The sequence below is a fragment of the Flavobacterium psychrolimnae genome, assembly GCF_003312425.1.
GTDB classification, from domain to species: Bacteria; Bacteroidota; Bacteroidia; order Flavobacteriales; family Flavobacteriaceae; genus Flavobacterium; species Flavobacterium psychrolimnae.
The window spans coordinates 14,954-38,157 of the sequence record NZ_QNUX01000006.1 but is presented as its reverse complement, the minus strand read 5'-3'; the positions used below and the strand labels follow the sequence as shown (position 1 = coordinate 38,157).

Below are 23,204 nucleotides of genomic sequence, written 5' to 3'. Positions count from 1 at the left end.
ATTTTGAATTCTTGTGGGGTTTGTTTTTGAATGTCATTGCGAGGTACGAGGCAATCGCATAACTAGAGCAACAACTGTGATTGCTTCGTCCCTCGCAATGACTTTATACTGTATACTTCAACGGCAAATGCACCACTTTCTTAGTTTCAAAGAATTCATCTTCAAAGAAATCAACTAGATTGTATTCCGTAGCTTTTGGGAAATCCTTCAATTCTTCAGTTAAATCTCCTCCTTTTAAATAAAGAATTCCGTTTTTCAATTCGTGTTTGTTGTTCTTTTTGATTTTGGTTTTTACCCAAGAAACAAAATCCGGCATATTTGTAACGGCACGACTCACGATAAAATCGAAATCTCCTTTTACATTTTCGGCACGCATTTGCTCGGCTTTTACATTTTTCAATTCTAACCCTTCGGCAACAGCCTGCACTACTTTTATTTTTTTGGCAATGATATCAATCAAATAAAAACGTGTTTCTGGAAAAAGAATCGCCAACGGAATACCAGGAAAACCGCCACCTGTACCAACATCCAGCACATAAGTACCCGGTTCAAAATTTATAATTTTGGCAATTCCCAACGAGTGCAATATATGTTTGGTGTACAAAGCATCTATATCTTTTCTCGAAATAACATTGATTTTTTCATTCCAATCATGGTATAAAAAATCCAGCTTTTCAAACTGTTCTTTCTGAATATCAGTTAAATTAGGAAAATACTTAAGAATCTCGTCCATCTATTATTTTTTTAACAAAAGTAATACTTTACAGTTAAAATATTTATCTCAATTTTGTATATCGAAAAATTTATAATAATTACCTTTGAACTTTATTGAAAATATATGAATAATAATGCGCCAACATTTGCTAAGCAAGATAGCCTAAAGTTTTTTAGAACACTTAACTCACGGGTTAACAATTACTTCAAAGAAAACAACATCCAAAAAACCGGTAATTGGAAACTATATTTAAAAACTATAATTCTCTTTTCAGTTTTTCTTGCGCCTTATTTTTTAATTCTGACACTTGGTATGCCATTTTGGGCACATCTTCTATTAACAATCGTTATGGGAATTGGAATGGCCGGAGTTGGAATGAATGTGATGCACGATGGAAATCATGGTTCGTATTCTAACAAAACCTGGGTTAACAAATTCATGGGCGGAACTATTTATGTTTTGGCAGGAAATGTATACAACTGGCAAGTGCAACACAATGTTTTACACCACACCTACACAAACATTCCTGGACATGATGAGGATTTAGATGCAGGACGTGTTATCCGTTTTACTAAAGAAGCAAAATGGTATAACTTTCACCGTTTTCAACAATATTATTCGGTATTCTTATACGGATTACTAACATTCAACTGGGCTATCACAACTGATTTCAAACAGATGAGAAGCTACTTGAAAAGAAAATTATCGTACGGAGAAGCGAAAAGCCCAAAAATACTTTGGACAACATTAATTATCACAAAAGTAATTTATGTTTCTATCTGGATTGTGTTACCTATCGTAATAGGAATCACGTGGTGGAAAGTATTAATCGGTTTCTTCGTGATGCATTACACAGCTGGTTTAATCCTAAGTGTTGTGTTCCAATTGGCACACGTTGTGGAAGAAACAACAAATCCATCACCAAATGAATTAGGAGAAATGGACAATACTTGGGCGATACACCAATTGTTTACCACTACTAATTTTGCTCCAAAAAACAAAATCGTAAACTGGTACACCGGCGGATTGAATCATCAAATCGAGCACCATATTTTTCCAAATATCAGCCACGTGCATTATGGTAAAATTGCTAGCATCGTAAAAGAAACGGCTCAAGAATGCAACTTGCCGTATTACGAATACAAAACAATGCGAAGTGCCGTTATTGCTCATTTCAAGCATTTGAAAGAGCTGGGAATGAAACCGGAACTTACATAGTCATATAACACCTAGAGATGCACTGCGATGCATCTCTACTAATTAATAAACTAACTACAACCTATTACAATGAATCCATTATCCGATAGAATTAACAATCTAGCAACATCACAAACACTAGCAATGGCTGCTTTGGCCAGAGAATTAAAAGCACAAGGAAAAGACATTATCAGTTTAAGTTTAGGCGAACCTGACTTTAATACACCTGACTTCATCAAAGAAGCAGCGAAAAAAGCGATTGATGAAAATTACAGTACTTATTCTCCAGTAGAAGGATATGCTGAATTAAAAGAAGCCATCTGCAGAAAATTCAAAAGAGACAATGATTTAGACTACAAACCATCTCAAATTGTAGTTTCAACAGGAGCAAAACAATCCTTATACAACATTGCGCAAGTAATGCTAAACGATGGTGACGAGGTAATTTTACCGGCACCTTATTGGGTTTCTTATTTCGAAATCGTAAAATTATCTGGTGGAGTTCCTGTAGAAGTTCCTACATCTGTAGATACTGATTTCAAAATCACACCAGAACAATTAGAAGCGGCAATCACACCTAAAACAAAAATGATGTGGTTCAGTTCTCCTTGTAATCCAAGCGGATCTGTTTATAACAGAGAAGAATTAACGGCATTAGCCAAAGTGTTAGAAAAATACCCACACGTATATATAGTTGCTGATGAAATCTATGAGCACATCAATTTCTCAGGGACTTTTTGCAGTATCGCATCTATCCCAGGAATGTTAGAAAGAACAATTACCGTAAATGGAGTTGCTAAAGCTTTCGCCATGACAGGATGGAGAATTGGTTATATTGGCGCACCAGAATTCATCGCTAAAGCATGTACAAAAATTCAAGGTCAAGTAACCTCAGGAGCAAATTCTATCGCACAACGCGCTACCATTACTGCTGTAGATGCTGATCCATCTGTATTAAAACACATGGTTGACGCTTTCCATAGCCGTAGAGATTTAGTGGTAGGATTATTAAAAGAGATTCCAGGAGTAAAAATCAACGTTCCAGAAGGAGCATTTTACGTATTCCCGGACATTTCTTCTTTCTTTGGAAAAACATTGAAAGGAACCGAAATCAAAAATGCAATGGATTTATCAATGTACCTTTTGGCCGAAGCTAACGTAGCAACGGTAACAGGTGACGCTTTTGGTAACCCAGACTGTATCCGTTTCTCTTACGCAACCAGCGACGAGATCTTGAAAGAAGCATTAAAAAGAATCAAAGATGCTTTGGCACTATAGTCAAATCTCATAAAATCGAAAGTTAGAAACTCAAAAATCCAACTTACAATACCATCAAAGCCTCAAGATATTCTTGGGGTTTTGTTGTTTTTGGGCGTGACCACAAGGGTCGGGCTTTCCGCTTCAATCTTTATATTTTTAAAGAAAAACATAAAGGATTTCCGCTGCTATCCCTCACGCAAACCCTGCCAAAATCCTAATTATGCTAATCCAGTAAGGAATGTTCGCCAGCTGTCACTCTATTAACAAACCACTCAAGAACAATCGATATTTGTAAGAAAAAATTAATATATTTGGAAAGAAAGTAAAATAATTAGAAAATGACATTAAAAGAAGCCGTATTAAAAAGTTTAGAAGATATTAATAACATTACCAATTACTTAGCGGTTCTCAATCATATTGTTGACAAAAATTATTATGACTTTGGTGGTGCAAAAACTCCTAGCTCAACAATTTCAGCAATTCTTGGCGACTTTATACGTAATGGTGACACCAGAGTAAAACGAATTAAGCAAAATGGAGGGACATATTCGTACTATTTGACAAAAAACGAACAAAATATTGGGATTGAAATTTTAAGTGGTGATACCGATAATCAAAGTGCAAAACCCATCAAGATTAATAAGTCAAAAACTTATGACGAAAGAGATCTGCATAAACTTTTAAGTAGTTATTTAAAAAATACAGACACTTACTCTAAGACCATTTTTCATGAACAATCAAATGGAAAAGACAACAATCAAATTTGGACACATCCTGATATGGTTGGAATCAAATTTTTAAATTTACAGACAAAAGCAAGTCAAAATTTTCTAAAATCCATAAATCGTATTGATACTTTTAAACTAAGTTCATACGAGTTAAAGAGAGAAATCAATAGTGACAGCGAACTAAAAAAAGCTTTTTTTCAAGCCGTTTCAAATTCAAGTTGGGCTAACTATGGATATTTAGTAGCATTTGAATTTAGTGATAGTTTAAATGAAGAAATGGCAAGATTAAATCAATCATTTGGAATTGGAATAATTCAGCTGAATGCAAATCCATATCAAAGCAAAGTCCTTTACCCCTCAATTTTTCGTGACTTAGACTTTAAGACTATTGATAAACTTTGCAAAATGAACAAAGAGTTTGAAAGATTTATTGAACAAACAGAAAAATTAATGACCGCAAACGAAAAATACGTCACTGGCGTTGAAAAAGAGCTTGACGAATTTTGCGATAATTATTTTGTAAACGACACAGAAGTAGAAAATTATTGCATAGAAAAATACATACCAGTAAACGAAGTATAGTGCAAATGGCTTCAACAGTATTCTAGTTCACTTAATTTCATTCAAATCAAGATAACAATTTACTCAAATTTTTTGTATAAGATTGGCAGCAACTCTTTCCGCGTCCATAAAAAATAACCAAATTAATATCAATAATCTAAACCCAAACCATCATGCTCACTGCCATCAACCCAAAGTTACCTATGCGTAACAAAGCAATCACAAGGGATTTCTATATCAACCAATTGGGTTTTCAAGAATGGGGTAATGCCGACTTTGACGGATATTTGATGGTGCAAAAAGACAGCATTGAAATTCATTTTTTTGAATTTGCAACCATTAATGCTGTTGAAAATTACTCAGGAGTTTACATTCGGGTTCAGGATATTGAAACTGTTTACAGCAACTTCTTGAACAACGGCGTTGCCATTCATCCCAATGGTCCTCTGGAAATTAAACCTTGGGGGCAAAAAGAATTTTCGATATTGGATCCGGATCATAATCTATTGACTTTCGGGCAAAGTTTATAGCGAATGGGCAGTCATAAAAAAGCAATTTAGTATTTTTACATTCTAATTAAGACTTCAAAAAAATGAAAATACTATTGCTAGGCTCAGGCGAATTAGGAAAAGAATTTACAATCGCGGCACAACGTATCGGACAAACCGTAATCGCGGTGGACAGTTACGAAAATGCTCCGGCAATGCAAGTTGCCCATGATTTTGAAGTCATCAATATGCTGGACGGAGATGCTTTAGACAAAATCGTAGCCAAACACCAACCTGATTTCATCGTTCCTGAAATCGAAGCCATCAGAACCGAGCGTTTTTATGATTACGAGAAGCAAGGAATCACCGTAGTTCCTTCTGCGAAAGCGGCAAACTTCACGATGAATAGGAAAGCAATTCGGGATTTAGCATCCAAAGAATTAGGTTTAAAAACCGCCAAGTATCGCTACGCCACCACTGCCGAGGAATTGCAAAAAGGAGTTGAAGCCGTTGGAATGCCCTGCGTGGTAAAACCTTTAATGTCTTCGTCCGGAAAAGGACAATCAACCATAAAAATCCAAGCGGATATCGAAAAAGCATGGAGTTATGCCGTGGAAGGTTCCCGTGGCGATGTGGTAGAAGTAATTGTAGAAGCATTTGTCAAGTTCAATTCAGAGATTACTTTATTAACCGTGGTTCAAAATAATAATCCAACACTTTTCTGTGCGCCTATTGGTCACCGTCAAGAACGTGGCGATTATCAGGAAAGCTGGCAACCCGCCAGAATATCCGACAAGGATTTATACGAAGCGCAAGACATGGCCGAAAAAGTAACCGAATCTTTGGGTGGCGCTGGACTTTTTGGAGTCGAATTTTTCCTGGCTGATGATGGCGTTTATTTCTCGGAATTATCGCCTCGTCCACATGATACCGGAATGGTAACTTTGGCTGGAACGCAAAACTTCAACGAATTCGAATTGCATTTAAGAGCGATTTTGAGTCTGCCTATTTTCGAAATTACATTAGAAAAATCGGGAGCGAGCGCTGTAATTTTAGCTTCGGAAAACTCAGAAAATCCAAGTTTTACAGGAATAGAAAAAATTGCTTCCTTACCAAAAACGGATTTCAGAATCTTTGGTAAACCAACTTCAAGACCGTATAGAAGAATGGCTGTGGCTTTAGTCAATGATACTTTAGAAACTCCAATTGAAGAAGTGGTAGAAAAAGCGAAAAAAGCAGCCAGTTTGGTTACCGTGCATTCGTAATTTACTATCGATAGTATTGTCAAGTCGAGCGCAGTCGAGACTAAGCGTTGAGTCTCGACTGCGCTCGACTTGACAAACGTCTTAAGGAAACGAGATTGATCCCCCCATTACTTTTTAGAAATACGAAAATCTGTCGGAGTCATTCCCGTATGTTTCTTGAACAATCGGGTGAAATACGAATAATCATCAAAGCCTAATTCCGTTGCAATTTCATTGACAGTAAACTTTTTATCCATCAGCATGCGTTTCGCTTCAAGGATAATTCTAGCTGTAATCACTTCAGTTGTGGTTCTTTGCAACATTTCATTGCAAATCCTGTTCAAGTGTTTCAAAGTAATATTGAGTTGTGAAGCGTAGAAAAAAGGCGCCTTTTCTGTTTTAAAATTTTGCTCTAAAAGCACTTCAAAATTTTTAATTTTCACATTATACGAATGTGCTTCGTGCAAATGTATTTCACTATATTTTCTGGCAATTTCAATGTGAATAATATCCAACAAATTCATTATTTTATCTTGCTTTAAAAGCTGATTCGATTGTGTTTCTACAATCAGACTTTCAAAATAAGGCAGAATCGCTTTTAATTCGGATACATCAAAAACCATTTCCGGTTTATTGTCCACCGAAGAATAGAATGAATAGTCGGCGATTGTTTTTTGTCCAAAATAAAGATTATACATTTCCTGCGAATAAAAAATTACGAATCCTTCCACATCATCGGATAAATTCCAGTGGTGCATTTGTCCGGGTTGCAAAAAAAACATACTTCCAGGATGAATCGTAAATACATCAAAATCGATTTCATGTATCCCCGAACCTTTGGTAAAAAAAACCAACACATACGAATTATGTCGGTGCGGTTCTTCAACAAAACTATGGTCGATTAGGTGATTTTTAAATGTATTAATATACAAATCACTATTCACTGAATGACAGTTAAACCGCTGAATGTTATAAATAGGATATTTTTTCATTTTACTATCAATGTCTTTATTGTGCTATAATTAGCGAATATAGAAAACATCCATGACATGAATAAGAAATACCTTTGACAAAAATAATTACGATGTCAAATTCTATAGTACACATCTTGAATAATGATTGCCCTCATTGTCTTAAAGGCAAAGTTTTCAATGAAAAAAGTATATTTCTCAATTTTGGGTTCCCTAAAATGAATGAATATTGTTCTCATTGCAACTATAAATTCGAAAAAGAACCTGGTTACTTTTTTGGAGCCATGTATGTAAATTATGGTTTAACAGTTGCGCAAGGAATTGCAACCTATGTTATTGCCCAATTCTTCTTTAAAGAAACTTTCGATTTACGAATCATTCCAATCATTGCCGTTGTGATTATTGCAATGGCTTCCATCAATATTCGTCTTTCTAGATTATTGTGGATTTACATGTTTAAAAATTATTCGATGTAAAAAACCTGTATCTTAGCTAAAGTAAAATTTAATCATTTATGAAAAAGATACTATACTTAGCTATTTTGTTCTCTGCAACACTTGCAAGCGCTCAGGATAAAAAAGAAGAACCAAAACCTCAAATTGTTGAAGCTTCATGCGGACAATGTCAGTTTGGGATGGAAGGTCACGGTTGTGAGTTAGCCGTTCGCATTGACGGTAAATCTTATTTTGTTGATGGAAGTTCCATCGACTCCCATGGTGATGCGCATGCCAGTGATGGTTTTTGCTCAGCAATAAGAAAAGCGGAAGTGGTTGGTAAAGTGGTTGACAATAAATTCAAAGTCACCTCATTCAAATTACTGCCAAATAAATAAAAATAGGGCTTAAAGAAAATTCTTTAAGCCCTTTGTCATTAATTCGATTTCATACTCAATTTGAGATTACTATTCTCAAAACTCGAGATATCAATCACTTCTTCCAAGTCTACATCAAAAGAAATTGTGACACTATCACCCACCATTGTCACCGGCAATTGATTAGATATTTGGGATGAACCCACAAAAATATTAGGATAATCTTTGACTTTAAAATAATAGAAGCTATTCCCGTTTTTTACATCATTTTGAATTCGGGTTACCACTGATTTCAGCGATTTTTTATTGGAAACACTATTCGGATTTATTTTATTATCCGCCATATTATAGACGTTTTTAAACGAAGTCAAGGTTTCTCGCATCGTATTACCCACTCCCACAATCGTATAATCTGAAATGGCAACCATCGCAAACATTTTAACCAAGCCGCCGTCATCTTTCAGCGTCATCACATAGGTGGGGATATTATTAATATTGTACGGAATAGGCAATGAAGCCTTGTATCCTTTTTCCTGAACTTTCCCTTGTGCAGAGCTTTGAGCCGCAAATTCTGTTGCGCCTCCTTGTTTATAAAAGGTTGTTTCTTTGGTTCTGGTATCCACCAAAACAAAACCTACGGCAGACTCTTCTTTCCCCACGGAAGTCAATCCGGTATACCAATACGATTTATTATCTTTTCCGTAAACCAATGTCATTCCTTCGGTAATTTGAAGTTTATCCTGATTAGAAAAATTCCAATATCCATGAACGTATTCTCCCCAATCATTTAACTGATCCTCTATGAAATCCAAAGGCTGAATTCGGTCCACCCATTTTGGCGTTTTAGCAATTGAATATTCATTTATAACACCAGATTGCGCATCAACCACAATAACTCCTGTCGCTTCTTTTCCGGAGAAACCAATTTTTTTACCATATTTTGTAACAATCCAAAACGGATTTCCAGCATCATCAATCTCAAAACTAAAATCAGCCAGACCAACCGTAGCATTTCCGTTAAAATAAACGTGTCTGTGAATATCGCTTTGAAAATAGGCGCCTTGCTGGTACTTAATTTTAATATCCTTCCCTCCTACATTCTGAACTAATTTTACATCGCGTTCGTTGGTTGCAGAAACCATAACATATCCAGCAGTTCCTTCTTGGTTGTTAAACCATTTTAAAAAACCCGAATGCAATAAAGGCGCAACCCAGTACAAGTTGTTATTCACTTTTTGGATGCAAAAATTACCTAATTCTACTTGACTTCCCAAGGCTGGTTGTGAACCTAAAATTTTCTCTCCCAAAAGATGCGCTAGTTCCTCATCGACCACACGGATTTTATCAATTGAAATTGGCGCAATGTGATTGGTGATTTTTTGACCGTTTTTAACCTCGCCAATTAATTTTTGATACGAATCGCTTCGGAACATTTTTAGGCTGGTTAAAAAAGGAAGCGCGATACAATACACCAAAAGCACTCCTGCCAAAACAAATAAAATCTTGTTAGGTTTTGAGACAATCTTGACCTGTTTTGTTTGCTGCGAGACTGTCAATCCAAGAGAAAACACAATGGCTAGAATCACTAAAACCAACAAAATAAAGGCAAAACCCGTAAAACCATAATTGATTACCGGAAGGTTGCCATAAAACAATAAAAACCCAAAAAGGAACAAGAAAACAATGGAGAATATCTTTTTCATAACGCTGTTTTATATACTTCATTAGTAAACATAAAACGAAAAATGTTACAGAAAAAAGTCGTAATAAATTAATATTGAAGACCAAAAGATTGTTCTGATTTTGATCAAAAAAGCTAAAAATAAAACTTTCAACTATTTATAAGGTTTTGTTAATATTGGTTTAGCGTTGGTTTTTTCGAAAAAAAATAAAAGTTTAATCATTAGATTTGTGAAAATCATAATGTTAATGAAGTTATTAATAGTTGAAGACGAGCCTAATCTTTCGTCAATTATCCGCAAAGGATTTTCAGAAAAAAATCACGAAGTAAGTGTTGCACTTGATGGTACAACAGCATTAGATTTACTTTCGAATCATAATTTTGATGTGGTGGTATTAGATGTGATGTTGCCTGATATTAATGGAATTGAAATTTGCAGACGTTTACGAGCAGCGAAAAACTTTGTGCCCATTTTGCTGTTAACCGCTTTGGGAAGTACTGAAAATATAATCAACGGATTGAATTCCGGAGCCGATGATTATCTATTAAAACCCTTTAAATTTCTGGAACTTGACGCAAGGGTCAACGCACTTTCCAGACGAGCAGGTCAAATACAAAAACCGAATGAAATTATCACTATTGCTGATCTTCAAATTAATTCGAAAACAAAATCCGTATCCAGAAATGGAGACACCATTGTACTGACGGCCAAAGAATTTAAACTTTTATATTATCTGGCCATTAACTCTGAGACAATTTTATCCCGTGAGCAACTATTAGACAATGTTTGGGATATTAATTTTGAGATGAACACCAATGTGATTGATGTTTACATTAACTATTTGAGAAAAAAAATTGACAAACCATACGAAACTAAACTAATTCATACCATGAAAGGTTTAGGCTATGTATTGAAACTATAAAAATGCAGATTAAGAAAAAAATTACCTTTACCTACATTGCGCTTTCTACCCTCAGCACACTTTTACTAAGTTTGGTGGTTTTTTTCTTGTTCAAACAAAATAACCAATATCATTTTTTGAAAAGATTACAAGATCGGGCTAAAATTGTAGCGTCGATTCATTATCAAAATGACCCTGTAAAAACCCGTTATTTCAAAGAATTTAAAGCCAATGGACTCGAAGAACTGATTGATGAAAACAATTATGTGCTAAAAGTCAGTGGAAAAAACACCTTTGAATATAACACCGATCTTGATTTACCAGCTGATTTTTATTCGAAAGTAATGGCCAATGGTTCTAATTGGATAGAAAACAGCAACCGCTATTTTTATGCCCAAACTTTTACAGAATCCAATCAAAAATATATTGTAATCATTACTGCAATAGACCGCAGAGGAAATGTCAGCAGCATTTATATCATACAAATTCTGTTTTTTGGAGGGCTGGCTTTTATATTATTGGCGTATTTTCTTGGTAGATTTTTGGCCAGAAGAGTGATCAATCCAGTAGCGAGAATTACGGATGAAGTTAAAATAATTAGCGCATCAAATCTTCACAACCGACTTCCTGAGACTAAAAGTTCGGATGAAATTGGCGATTTGACAAAGACTTTTAACAATATGCTGGACCGACTAGAAACCTCCTTCGAAATTCAGGCAAATTTTATCAATAATGCTTCTCACGAACTAAAAACTCCCGTGACAACCATCATTGCTGAAGCAGAAATCATGCTTTTGAAAGAAAGAAATGTTGCGGATTACATTGCATCTTTAGAAAACATTCACAGTCAGGCATCCCGACTTGGCGATCTTACAGAAAGTCTTCTGAAACTGACACAAACCGGTTATGACGGCAAAAAACAATTATTAGATATTGTCCGGATTGATGAACTTCTAATGGATGTAAAATCAGATATTGACAAAATTTATCCCAATAACAGAGTAACGATTAAGATCCAGAAAATTCCAAGTGACCCAAGCTTGCTTGAAATCCCATGTAACAAATCTTTATTGGAACTTTCGTTGAATAATATCATTGCTAATGGAGTCAAATATTCTGATAATGAAACGGTCTTTGTTACTTTGTCCGTAAACAATTCGACAATAAAAATATCAATTACTGATATTGGAATTGGTATTCCAGCAGAAGATATTCCGCATCTTTATGAGCCTTTCTTTCGAGGCAAAAAAGCATCAAAATACAATGGTTATGGTTTGGGACTTCCGCTAGCCATGAAAATAATTAGGATGCACAACGGAGAACTTCAAATACAATCTGAACCTGACAAAGGGACAATCGTAAATATTACTTTCAACACGGTCAACATTAAAAATTCTAATGTTAATTCTTAGAATATTCTAATTTTAATTTAAGGTTTTTCTAAACTGGGAACTGTTATTTTGTATGTATAAAGAAATCAAATCTGCTACATATGAAAAATATTCTTATCCCATCGACATTACAAAACGACACAATCAATGCTGTAAAAACAGCTATAAATTCTGCAAATGGCAACCAGTGTCAGATCACATTAATGTTACTTGCAGATATTCCTGACACGTTTTCCTCTGCCAGTTTATTGCGAAATATCAATACAGGCTTAAACTCAACCCAAGAAAATGTTTTGGATGTGTGTCGCCAAATCATCTCTGAAAGTAAAAATTGCAACTTAAAAATCCACCATCAATACGGAATTTCTTCACCGGTTTTTAAAAATTTAGTAAGCCATTTCAACATTGGTTTAACCATTATAACTCCTTCTTTTAAATCTTCAAAAAAGAAAATCAATTCTTTTTGCATCCAAATTATTTCTAACAGCAAATGTCCGATTCTGCACACCAGCGCAAACTTTGACCAAGACATATTCAGCCAAGCTTTATACCTTAAAAATTCAGATTCACACCTTCATGCAGAAGATTTGCAAGCTTATGTGAATACACTTTTTTCTTTGAAAATTGTGAGTGAAAGCGAAACGAACGAAAGCCAACCTTTTTTGAGCGATACAATATCTAAAAACAACATCAACATATTGATTGAAACCAGAAAACCAAAAAAATTAAAACTATTAAAGAAAGAAAAAGCAGCACTCAACGAGTTACTGGGATTACCAGTTCTTTCATTATACGAAGAGATTTACTAGGAAAATCAAATGATTGTTTAAAATTTTAATCCAAAGTATATGTTATTAAATAAAAAAATTCCAATGAAATATGTGTTGGGTAAAATAAAAACCGAATTGACATTAGTCATTGTGTTTTGTATTTCCTTTCAAATGTTTCATTATTTCTTCGAGACTATAGCAATCAATATTCCTATTGCGATTCCTACTATTATTGGAACCATTATTTCACTACTACTGGCATTCAAATCGAACCAAGCGTATGACCGCTGGTGGGAAGCAAGAATAATTTGGGGTTCTATTGTCAACGATTCCAGAACGCTATTGCGCCAGATCATTATTTTTTATGATGATCCAGATTTTTCTGTTCAGGCAAACGATTTTAAAGAAAAATTTGCCAAAAGACAAGCAGCTTGGTGCTACAGTCTTGGACAATCACTCCGAGAAAAAGATCCTTTAAAACCAATAAAAGGTTTACTGGATGAAGATGAATTGCGTTTTGTAAAAAAACACAAACATGTTCCCAATGCCATTTTATTATTGCATGCCAAAGATTTAAAAAAAGCACTTAATACCAATAAAATTAACGTTTACCAACAGGTAGAAATCGACAATACAATATCGCGATTGTGTGATGCTATGGGTAAATGTGAGCGTATAAAAAACACCATTTTCCCAACAACTTACAGCATGTATATTAGGTTTGCGCTTTGTTTGTTTATAATTCTACTGCCTTTTGGCTTGATAAATAACATTGGCTGGCTTCAAATCCCACTGGTAACAACCATTGCTGCCGCTTTTTTCCTAATCGAAAAAATGGCTATTCATTTGCAGGACCCGTTTGAAAACAGACCTACAGACACTCCTGTAAGCGCTATTTCGAATACAATTGAAAAAAACCTTATGCAAATGGTCAACGAATATAGAGATGAGTTTGAAGAAGAATATTATTCATATCAAACAGCAAATCAACCGATTCAACCGTTAAAGAACACGTATTTCGTTCTTTAGTATTTTGATTTCAGTGCCAATCCACTCCATTAATTGGGGTGGATTTTTTTTATATTAAATGTTTGTTTAAAAACCGAACGTTCATTTTGGATAGCAAAACGACTTAAAGCGATAGTTTCAAATACCGTAAAAAATAGTATTTTTGCATCCCGATTGAAATTCATTTTTCAATCTATACATTTTTTCAATCTTTAAATTAGACACATGAAAGCATACGTATTTCCAGGTCAAGGCGCACAATTCACAGGAATGGGTAAAGACTTATATGAAAATTCTGCTCTTGCAAAAGAATTATTCGAAAAAGCCAATGAAATTTTAGGTTTCCGCATCACAGACATCATGTTTGAAGGAACTGCCGAAGAATTGAAAGAAACTAAAGTAACGCAACCGGCCGTTTTCTTGCATTCGGTGATTTTAGCAAAAACATTAGGTGAAGATTTCAAACCAGAAATGGTAGCAGGACATTCATTAGGTGAATTCTCATCTTTAGTCGCGAACGGAGCTTTATCCTTTGAAGACGGATTAAAATTAGTTTCACAAAGAGCTTTGGCAATGCAAAAAGCCTGCGAAATAAAACCATCGACTATGGCAGCCGTTTTAGGATTGGCTGACAACATTGTTGAAGAAGTTTGCGCTTCTATTGACGGAATTGTTGTAGCTGCAAATTACAACTGCCCCGGACAATTAGTGATTTCTGGAGAAACATCAGCAGTAGAAAAAGCGTGTGAAGCAATGAAAGCTGCAGGTGCAAAACGTGCTTTATTATTACCTGTTGGTGGTGCTTTTCACTCTCCAATGATGGAGCCGGCACGTGAAGAACTAGCTGCAGCTATTGAAGCAACGACGTTCACAACTCCTATATGTCCAGTATACCAAAATGTAACGGCTAGTGCAGTTTCTGACCCAGCTGAAATCAAGAAAAACTTAATCATTCAATTGACTGCTCCGGTAAAATGGACACAATCGGTACAACAAATGATCAAAGACGGAGCCACTTTATTTACTGAAGTAGGTCCTGGAAAAGTATTAGCCGGATTGATTGGAAAAATTGATAAAGAAGCGGTGACTGCAAATGCGTAATTAATAATTAGTCAAAGTTTTAAAATAGAATCCTCATAAACTTATGTTTGTGGGGATTTTTACTTTAAAAATCATAGTTCGATCGCCTCTTCACAATGATTATTTATGATTCCGGTTACTATAATTACGAAATCCTGTCTTTCAAAAAAAATGTACCTAGTAGTTCGATTATTCGCTTTGTAGAAAATGTAATATTAACCTAAATAGCGGAGCTTTTGTAGAGTTGGTTTATGCGGTAAACTATTTATTTCCAAGATAATAAAACCTACAATTTTGTCAACATAACGTTTTGCATTTTCTTCGTAACTAAAATATTCTTTTTTGTACAAAAGACGAACTAAGTCATCCAAAAAATCAATTACGTGTGGCGTGAAAACAATTTTTATTTTCCTCACCATCCTCTAATCCTTCTAATAGATTCAGCTTTAGCTTCTTCCGGAGTATACCCTTTTTTTACTTCTTCATCAAAATTAAAAGTGGCTCTATCAATCCCTTTGAAATTAATTTTTGAAGTTTCGTAATCTACCGAAGGCTCTTCGGCTTTAGTATTTTCAGATTTCTTTTTTTCAGCATCCATGATTCATTTCTTTATCTAACGAATTTACAACTAATTACTTAAACGAAAAAATCCCGAATTATCATTGTGATAATTCGGAATTCTATTTTTACAATGAACTAAAAGCTAATTACTAACTCCTGATTTTCTGTTCCCATTTCCAAGCGCTTGCCATGGCTTGTTCGAGCGTAGATTGCGCTTTCCATCCTAAAACATCGTTCGCTTTATCTGTATTTGCGTAAGCCGAAGTTATATCGCCTTCTCTGCGTCCTACAATTTTATAAGGCAATTTTTTACCACTTACTTTTTCGAAAGTATGGATGACTTCCAAAACAGAACTTCCGGTTCCGGTTCCCAAATTAAAGGTTTCTACTTTTTCCGTATTTTTTTTGTTCAATAAGCGTTGCAAAGCAATTACATGGGCTTTCGCCAAATCTACTACGTGAATATAATCGCGAACTGCCGTTCCATCTGGAGTTGGATAATCGTCTCCATAAACCGAAAGTTCTTTACGCAATCCAAAACCAGTTTGTGTAATAAACGGCACTAAATTCTGAGGAACTCCAATAGGTAATTCTCCAATTTCAGTGGAAGCATGCGCCCCAATTGGATTAAAATAACGCAATAAAATAGAATTGATATTAGTAACTTTGGCAGTATCAGTGATGATTTCTTCTCCTATTTGTTTTGTGTTTCCATAAGGAGACATCGCAGTTTTAATCGAAGCATTTTCAGTTATCGGCATGGTTTCGGCTTGACCATAAACCGTACAAGAAGAACTAAAAATAAAGTTAGCCTCAGGTTTTTGCTGTAATTCCTGCAAAACATAAACTAAGGCATTTATATTATTTTCATAATATAACAACGGATTTTCAACACTTTCGCCCACTGCTTTCGAAGCAGCAAAATGAATAACACCTGAAATATCATGATGCCTTTTGAAAAAATCCTGTACTTTGTCTTTTTCGCGCAAATCTAATTTTTCAAAAGCTGGAACTTTACCCGTAATATTCTGAATTCCGTCCAAAACACTCAAGGAAGTATTTGATAAATTATCTACAACGATAACTTCATAACCTTCGTTTTGTAATTCTACTACGGTATGAGATCCTATGAAACCCAAACCTCCTGTGACTAATATTTTCATGATTTCTTTTTTGTGTAAAAACGCGACTTATTGCGTCTTATCGTTTATAAAAAAGACGCGATACATCGCGTCTCTACTTAAATTATCCTAAATATTCTAAAACAGAATCTGTTATAAACTTAATTTGCTCGTCATCTAATTCGGTGTGCATTGGCAATGAAAGTACTTCCGTCACTAACTGATTGGTTACTGGAAAATCTTCTTCTTTGTAACGAGAATCAGCGTATGCTTTTTGCGAATGCAACGGAATTGGGTAATAAATAGCACAAGGAATTCCTTTGTCTAATAAATGCTGCATCAAACCGTTCCTGTCAGCATCAATGATTCGCAACGTATATTGATGAAAAACGTGACAGTCGCAAATATCACAAATACTTGGCGCAACGATATTTTTATGCCCTTCAAAAGCTGCTGAATATTTTCTTGCTGCATCTTGTCTGGCTCTTCCATATTCATCTAATAAAGGTAACTTAGCGTTCAAAACCGCTGCTTGAATACTGTCTAATCGGGAATTTACACCTACAACATCATGGTGGTATCGCTCGTACATCCCGTGATTTACAATTCCGCGAAGTTTGTGCGCCAATGCATCATCATTCGTAAAAATTGCTCCTCCATCTCCATAACAGCCAAGATTTTTAGAAGGAAAAAACGAAGTCGCTCCTACATGTCCAATCGTTCCCGCTTTCTTTTTAGTCCCATCCGAAAATTTACAGTTGGCACCAATCGCTTGCGCATTATCTTCAATTACATATAAGTTATATTCTTTGGCGATAGCCATAATTGCTTCCATATTAGCGGCACGACCAAACAAATGTACAGGAACAATTGCTTTTGTTTTTGGCGTAATCGCTTTTTTGATTCCTTCAATAGAAATATTCATGTTGAACAAATCCACATCTACTAAAACGGGTGTCAGTTGCAATAAAGCAATCACCTCCACTGTCGCAGCAAAAGTAAAATCGGCAGTGATTACCTCATCGCCGGGTTTTAAATCAAGTCCCATCATCGCAATTTGCAACGCATCAGTTCCATTTGCACAAGGAATTACGTGTTTTACGTCAAGATATTCTTCTAATGATTTTTGAAATTGATGAACTTGAGGTCCATTAATATAGGTATTAGTGTCTAAAACTTCCTGAATGGAAATATTAACGGTATCTTTTATTTTTTCATATTGACTTTTTAAGTCAACCATTTGGATTTTTTTCATTGCAATTTTTGTTTAATGTTCGAAAGAATACCGTTTTTTAATACAGTAAATACTTTCTTAAAACGAAGAACAAAAATAGTTATTTATGAATTGAAACCAATGCAACCAAGAGGAAAAAAGATAATATTAAAATGAAATAAAAAGAGAGATCCCCAAACCAAAATTTAAATATTACTGTGGAAGAAATTAAAATAAAGAAAACGTATTTTAGCCCAAAAATTTAAATGATGCTTTCATTATATAACTTAATCGTTCATTTTGCTGGTTTTTTATTAAAAATCATGGCGCTTTTCAGTCCAAAAATGAAACTTTTTGTGGATGGCAGGAAAGTAGTTTTTCCTGTTTTGGAACAAAAAATAAAAGCTACTGACAAAACCATTTGGTTTCATGCCGCTTCTTTGGGCGAATACGAGCAAGGTTTACCGGTGATTGAAAAGATAAAGGATAAATTTCCTTCGCACAAAATCGTGGTTACTTTTTTCTCTCCTTCGGGTTATGAGGTTCGTAAAAACAATACTGTTGCTGATGTTACGGTTTATTTACCTTTGGATACCAAGAAAAATGCACAACAATTTCTACAACTTGTTCATCCGGATTTGGTGTTTTTTATTAAATACGAATACTGGCCCAATTATTTAGCCGAGCTCAAAAAATCAAATACCAAAACCTATTTAATTTCTGGGATTCTTAGACCAAATCAACTGTTTTTCAAATGGTACGGTGGTTTTTACAGAAACGCGCTGGATGCGTTCACGTACTTTTTTGTTCAAAATGAAACTTCTAAAAAGCTACTGCAGCAATTAGGGAAAACTAATGTTGCCGTTTCTGGTGACACCCGTTTTGACCGAGTGGCCACAATTTTAGAAAAAGACAATTCACTGGATTTTATTTTTGATTTTAAAGACAATAAACTCACTATTGTCGTGGGAAGTTCATGGCCAAAAGATGAAGATTTAGTAGTGAATTTTATTAATTCGAATACTTTTGATGTCAAGTTTATAATTGCGCCACATAATATTAAGGACGAACAAATTCAACAATTAAAAAACAGCATCACCAAGAAAACTATTTTATTCTCTCAAAAAGAAGGAAAGCAATTGGCTGATTTCAATGTTTTCATTATTGACACTATTGGAATTTTGACAAAAATATATAGTTATGCAGATATTGCTTATGTGGGCGGCGGTTTCGGGAATCCCGGAGTTCACAATGTATTAGAACCGGCAACTTTTGGCGTTCCAATCCTTATTGGACCCAACTATTCGCATTTTGCAGAAGCAATTGCGCTGGTCAATATGGAAGCCTGTGTTTCAGTTAACAATCAAAAAGAATTGAACGAAGCTCTAGAAAACCTAATACAAAATGACGACATCCGAAATGAAAAAGGACACATGTGCAGCACTTTCGTACAAATGAATAAAGGCGCCACTGCCATCATTTTAAAACATATTTTGAATGATTGAATTTAAAATCCTAACACTTTCCGATATAGAAACCGTCGTCTCCATGATGGAGGAATTTTATGCCATCGATAATTATCCCATTTCAATTGATGTTTCTAAAGCCTTGTTTCAAGAATTTATTTCCAATGAAAATCTGGGAAAAGCTTGGCTCATTTTTTCTGATAATGAAATTGTTGGCTATATTATTTTGACATTCGTTTTTAGTTTTGAATACCAGGGAAAAATTGCTTTTTTAGATGAATTGTACGTAACCGAAAAAGCTCGTGGAAAAGGAATTGGCAACGAAGCCATTACATTTATTAAAACCGAAAGTCATAAGCTATCTTTAAAACTGATTTATCTGGAAGTAGAACCGCACAATAAAAAAGCACAAAAATTGTATCTTGCAAACGGTTTTGAATCGCACAAAAGGCAATTGATGCAATACAAAATCAAATAAAATTACACTCTAAATTTAATACCATGAAATTTTTAAAATTATTCTTATTATTATTTGTCATTCAGACGCAAGCTCAGCAAGGCGGCATGTGGATTCCTTCGCTGCTGAAAGGAATGAATGAAACCGAAATGAAAAACCTTGGCATGAAAATGTCCGTACAAGACATTTATGACGTGAATCAGTCGAGCATGAAAGATGCGGTTCCACATTTTAACGGAGGTTGTACCTCAGAAGTTATTTCTCCAAAGGGACTGATCCTGACCAATCATCATTGTGGATTTTCACAAATTCAATCGCATTCAACAGTTGATCATGATTACCTGACGGATGGTTTTTGGGCCTACAAAATGGAAGATGAATTACCAAACGAAGGTTTGACAGTTACTTTTATGGTAAAAATTGAAGATGTAACAACAGCTGTTCTGGAAGGTACTGCAACTCTTACCAGCGAAGCCGCAAAACAAAAGAAAATTCAAGAGAACATTACGGCATTGTCTAAATCGTTGCCAAAGGAAAATTGGCAGGAAAATAAAATCCGTACTTTTTTCGAAGGCAATCAATACATCCTTTTTGTAACGGAAACCTTTACAGATGTTCGTTTAGTTGGAGCTCCGCCTTCCTCAATCGGGAAATTTGGTTCTGATACTGACAACTGGGTTTGGCCACGTCATACTGGAGATTTTTCATTGTTCAGAATCTATGCTGACAAAAATAATCGCCCGGCTGCCTATTCAAAAGACAACGTGCCTTATACACCTAAACATTTCTTGCCTATTTCATTGGATGGCGTAGCCGAAGATGACTTCACATTGGTTTTTGGTTACCCAGGAAAAACAAACGAATATTTACCTTCTGTTGCGATTGAGCAAATTGTAAACGAACTGAATCCTGCAAAAATCGAAATCAGAGACAAAGCTTTGAAAGTTGCCGATGGTTTTATGCGAAAAGACAACGCCATCAAAATTCAGTACGCTTCAAAATATGCAAGTATTGCCAATTATTGGAAAAAATGGATTGGAGAAACGCAAGGATTAAAAAAATCAAATGCGGTTGCCGTAAAAAAAGAATCTGAAAAAGAGTTCCAGCAAAAAATTGTAAAAGCAGGCAAAGAAAAAGAATACGGAACACTCTTGGCTGACTTTGACAAAAACTACACGGAAATTGCACCTTACGCTGTAGCAAGAGATTATTTTACGGAAATTGTTCTGCGTAATACTGAATTACTAAGTACGGGTTATAAATTATACCAATTGGAAGAAGTTTACAAAAGTAAAGGAGAACAGTCTTTCAATGATCGAAAAAATAATTTAATAGCAGGACTGGCTGATTTTTACAAGAATTTCAATGCAACTGTTGACGAAAAAGTTTTTGAGCAGTTAATTGAATTATACGCGACGAAATCTCCAAAACAATTTTTACCAAAAGGCTTGGTGAATGTGAATGCTAAAAATCTGGCTTCGGAAGTTTATACTAAATCTCAACTGAAAAATTACGCCGGTTTGAAACAATTATTATCCGGTGATGCCCGTACTGTTTTGGCAAATTTAAATAATGATCCCGGCTTCTTACTTGTAAAAGAATTAGCCGACAAATATTCTAAAGAAGTTGCACCAAAATACGACGAACTGAACTTAACGATTACTGCGTTGCAACGCACGTACATGAAAGCGCAATTAGAATTAAATACGGAAAGCCGCATTTTTCCAGATGCTAACAGCACTTTACGTGTAACATACGGAAAAGTAAAAGGATATGAGCCTAAAGATGCTACTGTGTACTCACCAGTGACGTATTTAGACGGTGTGATGGAAAAATACATTCCGGGAGACTATGAATTTGATGTTCCTGCTAAATTGATCGATTTATACAAAACAAAGGATTACGGTCCTTACGGCGAAAATGGAAAAATGCCCGTATGTTTTATTGGTACAAATCACACTACAGGAGGTAATTCAGGAAGTCCGGCAATTGACGCTAACGGGAACTTAATAGGACTGAATTTTGACAGAGTTTGGGAAGGAACTATGAGTGATATTTATTACGATCCAAGTATTTGCAGAAATATCATGGTAGATATCCGCTACGTATTGTTCATTATGGATAAATATGCAGGTGCAAAAAACTTAATCAGTGAATTAAAACTAGTGCATCCAAAGAAAAGTAAACCGCTGAAAAAGAAAAAATAAAAACAAAAATAGCCAGAAAACAAGACTAATCAAATGTTATTAAACATTTCTTAATCAATTGCTTAAACTGGCATAATAATTGTAACTTGTTCCAGCGTTGACAAAAAATAATATTTTTTAAAAAAAAAATAAAAAAATATTTTACATATTAAAAAATTTATATCTTTGCCACGAATTAATAATTAACCTTTTATATTAAATTAAGATGAAAAAAGTATTTTTAAGTTTAGCTGCTGTTGCTGTATTAACTGTTGTATCATGTAAAAAAGCTGACGCTCCTGCTGAGGATTCTGCAACTGCTGTTGATTCTGCTGCTATGGTAGTTGATTCTGCTGCTATGGTAGTTGATTCTGCTGCACAAGTTGTTGATTCTGCTGCTGCTGCTGCTACTGATGCTGCTGAAGTTGCTACTGACGCTGCTGCAGAAGTAAAAAAATAATTAGAACTCAAATTCTAAAAATTTTAAAGCCATCCGCTCTGCGAGATGGCTTTTTTAATTTGTAAAAGTTTCTTCAATAAGAAACGGCCTTATAAAAGCAAAAAAAAGAAGAGCGCCTTGGTAATTACCAAGACGCTCTTCTTTTTTTTGAATTCGATCGAAAAAACTCAATCGATGAAAACAAAATCATTGACTGAGAAATCTAATATTTCAGATACAGAACCATATCGCACAATTTCGTCTATTCCCTTCTGCAAACGCAAGGAAGTAGTGTACTTTCTACTTGTTGCAAAATGATTATCCCCAAGCATCAATTTGAAATAAAACTTCCCACTAGAAGATTTAAATTTCAAAAAATTAGCTGACTGAATATTCGTTTTAAACCTTTCGATATCTTCTTCGCATTCAAACTTGAGTTCATAACTCAGACTCGTAAAAACAACTTTCCCCTTCCTGGATGTAAATACAAATTTATATTCGTCGTTATATCTTTTACTAATTACAAAAGCTCCCATTAAATTTTAGATTGTAGATTTCAGATTCCAAACATCGAACTTAGAATTCATTGCTGAAAAATCATTTTATTTTGAGTTACAAATTCCTATAAATAAAAAAAGCTCCAAACATAGTTTGAAGCTTTTTTAGTACTCAGAGCGGGACTTGAACCCGCACGAACATTGCTGTTCACTGGATTTTAAGTCCAGCGTGTCTACCAATTTCACCATCCGAGCATTATGTGGTGTTGGAGCGAAAAACGGGGCTCGAACCCGCGACCTCGACCTTGGCAAGGTCGCGCTCTACCAACTGAGCTATTTTCGCATTATCAATTCTTAAAAGAACTGCAATACTTGTTCTGTATTGCGGATGCAAATTTAAGACATTTATTGAATTACACAAGCCTTTTATATAAAAAAATCATGTGCAAAAGTTAAT

Annotated in this window: 24 protein-coding genes and 2 tRNA genes; 16 read left to right on the top strand and 10 right to left on the bottom strand. The window is 35.0% G+C overall.

Translation table 11 applies throughout. The annotated features are described in order from the left end of the window. Positions 1 to 103: 103 nt before the first annotated feature. Positions 104 to 733, bottom strand: a complete 630-nt coding sequence (gene rsmG, locus DR980_RS07760; RefSeq protein ID WP_113634707.1) for a 16S rRNA (guanine(527)-N(7))-methyltransferase RsmG — start codon at positions 731 to 733, stop codon at positions 104 to 106. Positions 734 to 838: 105 nt separating this feature from the next. On the opposite strand from rsmG, the gene DR980_RS07755 reads away from it, so the two are divergent. The 5 genes from DR980_RS07755 to purT all read left to right on the top strand — a co-directional run bounded on the left by DR980_RS07755 (position 839) and on the right by purT (position 6,214). Beyond that, positions 839 to 1,933, top strand: a complete 1,095-nt coding sequence (locus DR980_RS07755) for a fatty acid desaturase family protein (protein WP_113634705.1) — start codon at positions 839 to 841, stop codon at positions 1,931 to 1,933. Positions 1,934 to 2,002: 69 nt separating this feature from the next. After that, positions 2,003 to 3,190, top strand: a complete 1,188-nt coding sequence (locus tag DR980_RS07750) for a pyridoxal phosphate-dependent aminotransferase (protein WP_113634703.1) — start codon at positions 2,003 to 2,005, stop codon at positions 3,188 to 3,190. Between the two features lie 320 nt (positions 3,191 to 3,510). Beyond that, entirely contained in the window at positions 3,511 to 4,482 is a 972-nt protein-coding gene (locus tag DR980_RS07745) for a hypothetical protein (protein WP_091254448.1), read from the top strand. 152 nt (positions 4,483 to 4,634) lie between these two features. Then, the gene (locus tag DR980_RS07740; protein ID WP_113634701.1) at positions 4,635 to 4,991 is read left to right on the top strand and encodes a bleomycin resistance protein; all 357 of its coding nucleotides are present in this window, start codon (positions 4,635 to 4,637) and stop codon (positions 4,989 to 4,991) included. A gap of 62 nt (positions 4,992 to 5,053) precedes the next feature. Continuing rightward, positions 5,054 to 6,214, top strand: coding sequence for a formate-dependent phosphoribosylglycinamide formyltransferase (gene purT / locus DR980_RS07735; protein ID WP_113634699.1), 1,161 nt, complete (start codon positions 5,054 to 5,056; stop codon positions 6,212 to 6,214). 107 nt (positions 6,215 to 6,321) lie between these two features. On the opposite strand, the gene DR980_RS07730 is transcribed toward purT, so the two are convergent. Further along, complete coding sequence (locus DR980_RS07730; protein WP_113634697.1) at positions 6,322 to 7,185, bottom strand: helix-turn-helix domain-containing protein; 864 nt, start codon at positions 7,183 to 7,185, stop codon at positions 6,322 to 6,324. Positions 7,186 to 7,277: 92 nt separating this feature from the next. Here DR980_RS07730 and DR980_RS07725 point away from each other — a divergent pair, with 92 nt between their 5' ends. Then, positions 7,278 to 7,640, top strand: a complete 363-nt coding sequence (locus DR980_RS07725; RefSeq protein ID WP_113634695.1) for a DUF983 domain-containing protein — start codon at positions 7,278 to 7,280, stop codon at positions 7,638 to 7,640. Positions 7,641 to 7,678: 38 nt separating this feature from the next. Continuing rightward, positions 7,679 to 7,996: a DUF6370 family protein gene (locus DR980_RS07720; RefSeq protein WP_113634693.1), complete on the top strand. Its 318-nt coding sequence runs from the start codon at positions 7,679 to 7,681 to the stop codon at positions 7,994 to 7,996. A 38-nt stretch (positions 7,997 to 8,034) separates the two neighbouring features. On the opposite strand, the gene DR980_RS07715 is transcribed toward DR980_RS07720, so the two are convergent. After that, the gene (locus DR980_RS07715) at positions 8,035 to 9,678 is read right to left on the bottom strand and encodes a hypothetical protein (RefSeq protein WP_113634691.1); all 1,644 of its coding nucleotides are present in this window, start codon (positions 9,676 to 9,678) and stop codon (positions 8,035 to 8,037) included. A 226-nt stretch (positions 9,679 to 9,904) separates the two neighbouring features. Between DR980_RS07715 and DR980_RS07710 the strand changes: the two genes are divergently transcribed. The 5 genes from DR980_RS07710 to fabD all read left to right on the top strand — a co-directional run bounded on the left by DR980_RS07710 (position 9,905) and on the right by fabD (position 14,828). Continuing rightward, positions 9,905 to 10,579, top strand: coding sequence for a response regulator transcription factor (locus DR980_RS07710; RefSeq protein WP_113635045.1), 675 nt, complete (start codon positions 9,905 to 9,907; stop codon positions 10,577 to 10,579). 116 nt (positions 10,580 to 10,695) lie between these two features. Beyond that, positions 10,696 to 11,970: a HAMP domain-containing sensor histidine kinase gene (locus DR980_RS07705; protein WP_244199277.1), complete on the top strand. Its 1,275-nt coding sequence runs from the start codon at positions 10,696 to 10,698 to the stop codon at positions 11,968 to 11,970. Between the two features lie 80 nt (positions 11,971 to 12,050). Then, positions 12,051 to 12,758 (top strand): hypothetical protein, encoded by a 708-nt coding sequence (locus DR980_RS07700; RefSeq protein ID WP_113634687.1) that lies wholly within the window; start codon positions 12,051 to 12,053, stop codon positions 12,756 to 12,758. A 39-nt stretch (positions 12,759 to 12,797) separates the two neighbouring features. Then, positions 12,798 to 13,748: a bestrophin family protein gene (locus tag DR980_RS07695; protein WP_113634684.1), complete on the top strand. Its 951-nt coding sequence runs from the start codon at positions 12,798 to 12,800 to the stop codon at positions 13,746 to 13,748. A 204-nt stretch (positions 13,749 to 13,952) separates the two neighbouring features. Next, positions 13,953 to 14,828: an ACP S-malonyltransferase gene (gene fabD / locus DR980_RS07690; RefSeq protein ID WP_113634682.1), complete on the top strand. Its 876-nt coding sequence runs from the start codon at positions 13,953 to 13,955 to the stop codon at positions 14,826 to 14,828. Between the two features lie 194 nt (positions 14,829 to 15,022). Here the strand turns inward: fabD and DR980_RS07685 are convergent, their stop codons facing one another. From DR980_RS07685 to DR980_RS07670, 4 genes are all read right to left on the bottom strand, one after another. Then, positions 15,023 to 15,226, bottom strand: a complete 204-nt coding sequence (locus tag DR980_RS07685) for a hypothetical protein (RefSeq protein WP_113634679.1) — start codon at positions 15,224 to 15,226, stop codon at positions 15,023 to 15,025. Continuing rightward, positions 15,220 to 15,405, bottom strand: coding sequence for a hypothetical protein (locus DR980_RS07680; protein ID WP_113634677.1), 186 nt, complete (start codon positions 15,403 to 15,405; stop codon positions 15,220 to 15,222). Before DR980_RS07680 ends, DR980_RS07685 begins: the two co-directional genes overlap by 7 nt. 112 nt (positions 15,406 to 15,517) lie before the next feature. Further along, positions 15,518 to 16,531: a UDP-glucose 4-epimerase GalE gene (galE, locus tag DR980_RS07675; RefSeq protein ID WP_113634675.1), complete on the bottom strand. Its 1,014-nt coding sequence runs from the start codon at positions 16,529 to 16,531 to the stop codon at positions 15,518 to 15,520. Between the two features lie 82 nt (positions 16,532 to 16,613). Continuing rightward, entirely contained in the window at positions 16,614 to 17,744 is a 1,131-nt protein-coding gene (locus DR980_RS07670) for a DegT/DnrJ/EryC1/StrS family aminotransferase (RefSeq protein WP_113634673.1), read from the bottom strand. A 227-nt stretch (positions 17,745 to 17,971) separates the two neighbouring features. Here DR980_RS07670 and DR980_RS07665 point away from each other — a divergent pair, with 227 nt between their 5' ends. The 4 genes from DR980_RS07665 to DR980_RS07650 all read left to right on the top strand — a co-directional run bounded on the left by DR980_RS07665 (position 17,972) and on the right by DR980_RS07650 (position 22,271). Further along, positions 17,972 to 19,207: a 3-deoxy-D-manno-octulosonic acid transferase gene (locus DR980_RS07665; protein WP_113634670.1), complete on the top strand. Its 1,236-nt coding sequence runs from the start codon at positions 17,972 to 17,974 to the stop codon at positions 19,205 to 19,207. After that, positions 19,200 to 19,646, top strand: coding sequence for a GNAT family N-acetyltransferase (locus DR980_RS07660; RefSeq protein WP_113634667.1), 447 nt, complete (start codon positions 19,200 to 19,202; stop codon positions 19,644 to 19,646). The genes DR980_RS07665 and DR980_RS07660 overlap by 8 nt, the downstream gene beginning before the upstream one ends. Before the next feature lie 23 nt (positions 19,647 to 19,669). Beyond that, positions 19,670 to 21,832: a S46 family peptidase gene (locus DR980_RS07655; protein WP_113634665.1), complete on the top strand. Its 2,163-nt coding sequence runs from the start codon at positions 19,670 to 19,672 to the stop codon at positions 21,830 to 21,832. 205 nt (positions 21,833 to 22,037) lie between these two features. Next, entirely contained in the window at positions 22,038 to 22,271 is a 234-nt protein-coding gene (locus tag DR980_RS07650) for a PG1828 family lipoprotein (protein WP_113634662.1), read from the top strand. A 167-nt stretch (positions 22,272 to 22,438) separates the two neighbouring features. On the opposite strand, the gene DR980_RS16505 is transcribed toward DR980_RS07650, so the two are convergent. The 3 genes from DR980_RS16505 to DR980_RS07635 form a co-directional block, all read right to left on the bottom strand. Beyond that, positions 22,439 to 22,786 (bottom strand): YegP family protein, encoded by a 348-nt coding sequence (locus DR980_RS16505; RefSeq protein ID WP_113634660.1) that lies wholly within the window; start codon positions 22,784 to 22,786, stop codon positions 22,439 to 22,441. A 130-nt stretch (positions 22,787 to 22,916) separates the two neighbouring features. After that, positions 22,917 to 23,002, bottom strand: a tRNA-Leu gene (locus DR980_RS07640). 12 nt (positions 23,003 to 23,014) lie between these two features. Further along, positions 23,015 to 23,090 (bottom strand) — tRNA-Gly (locus DR980_RS07635). Between the last annotated feature and the right edge of the window lie 114 nt (positions 23,091 to 23,204).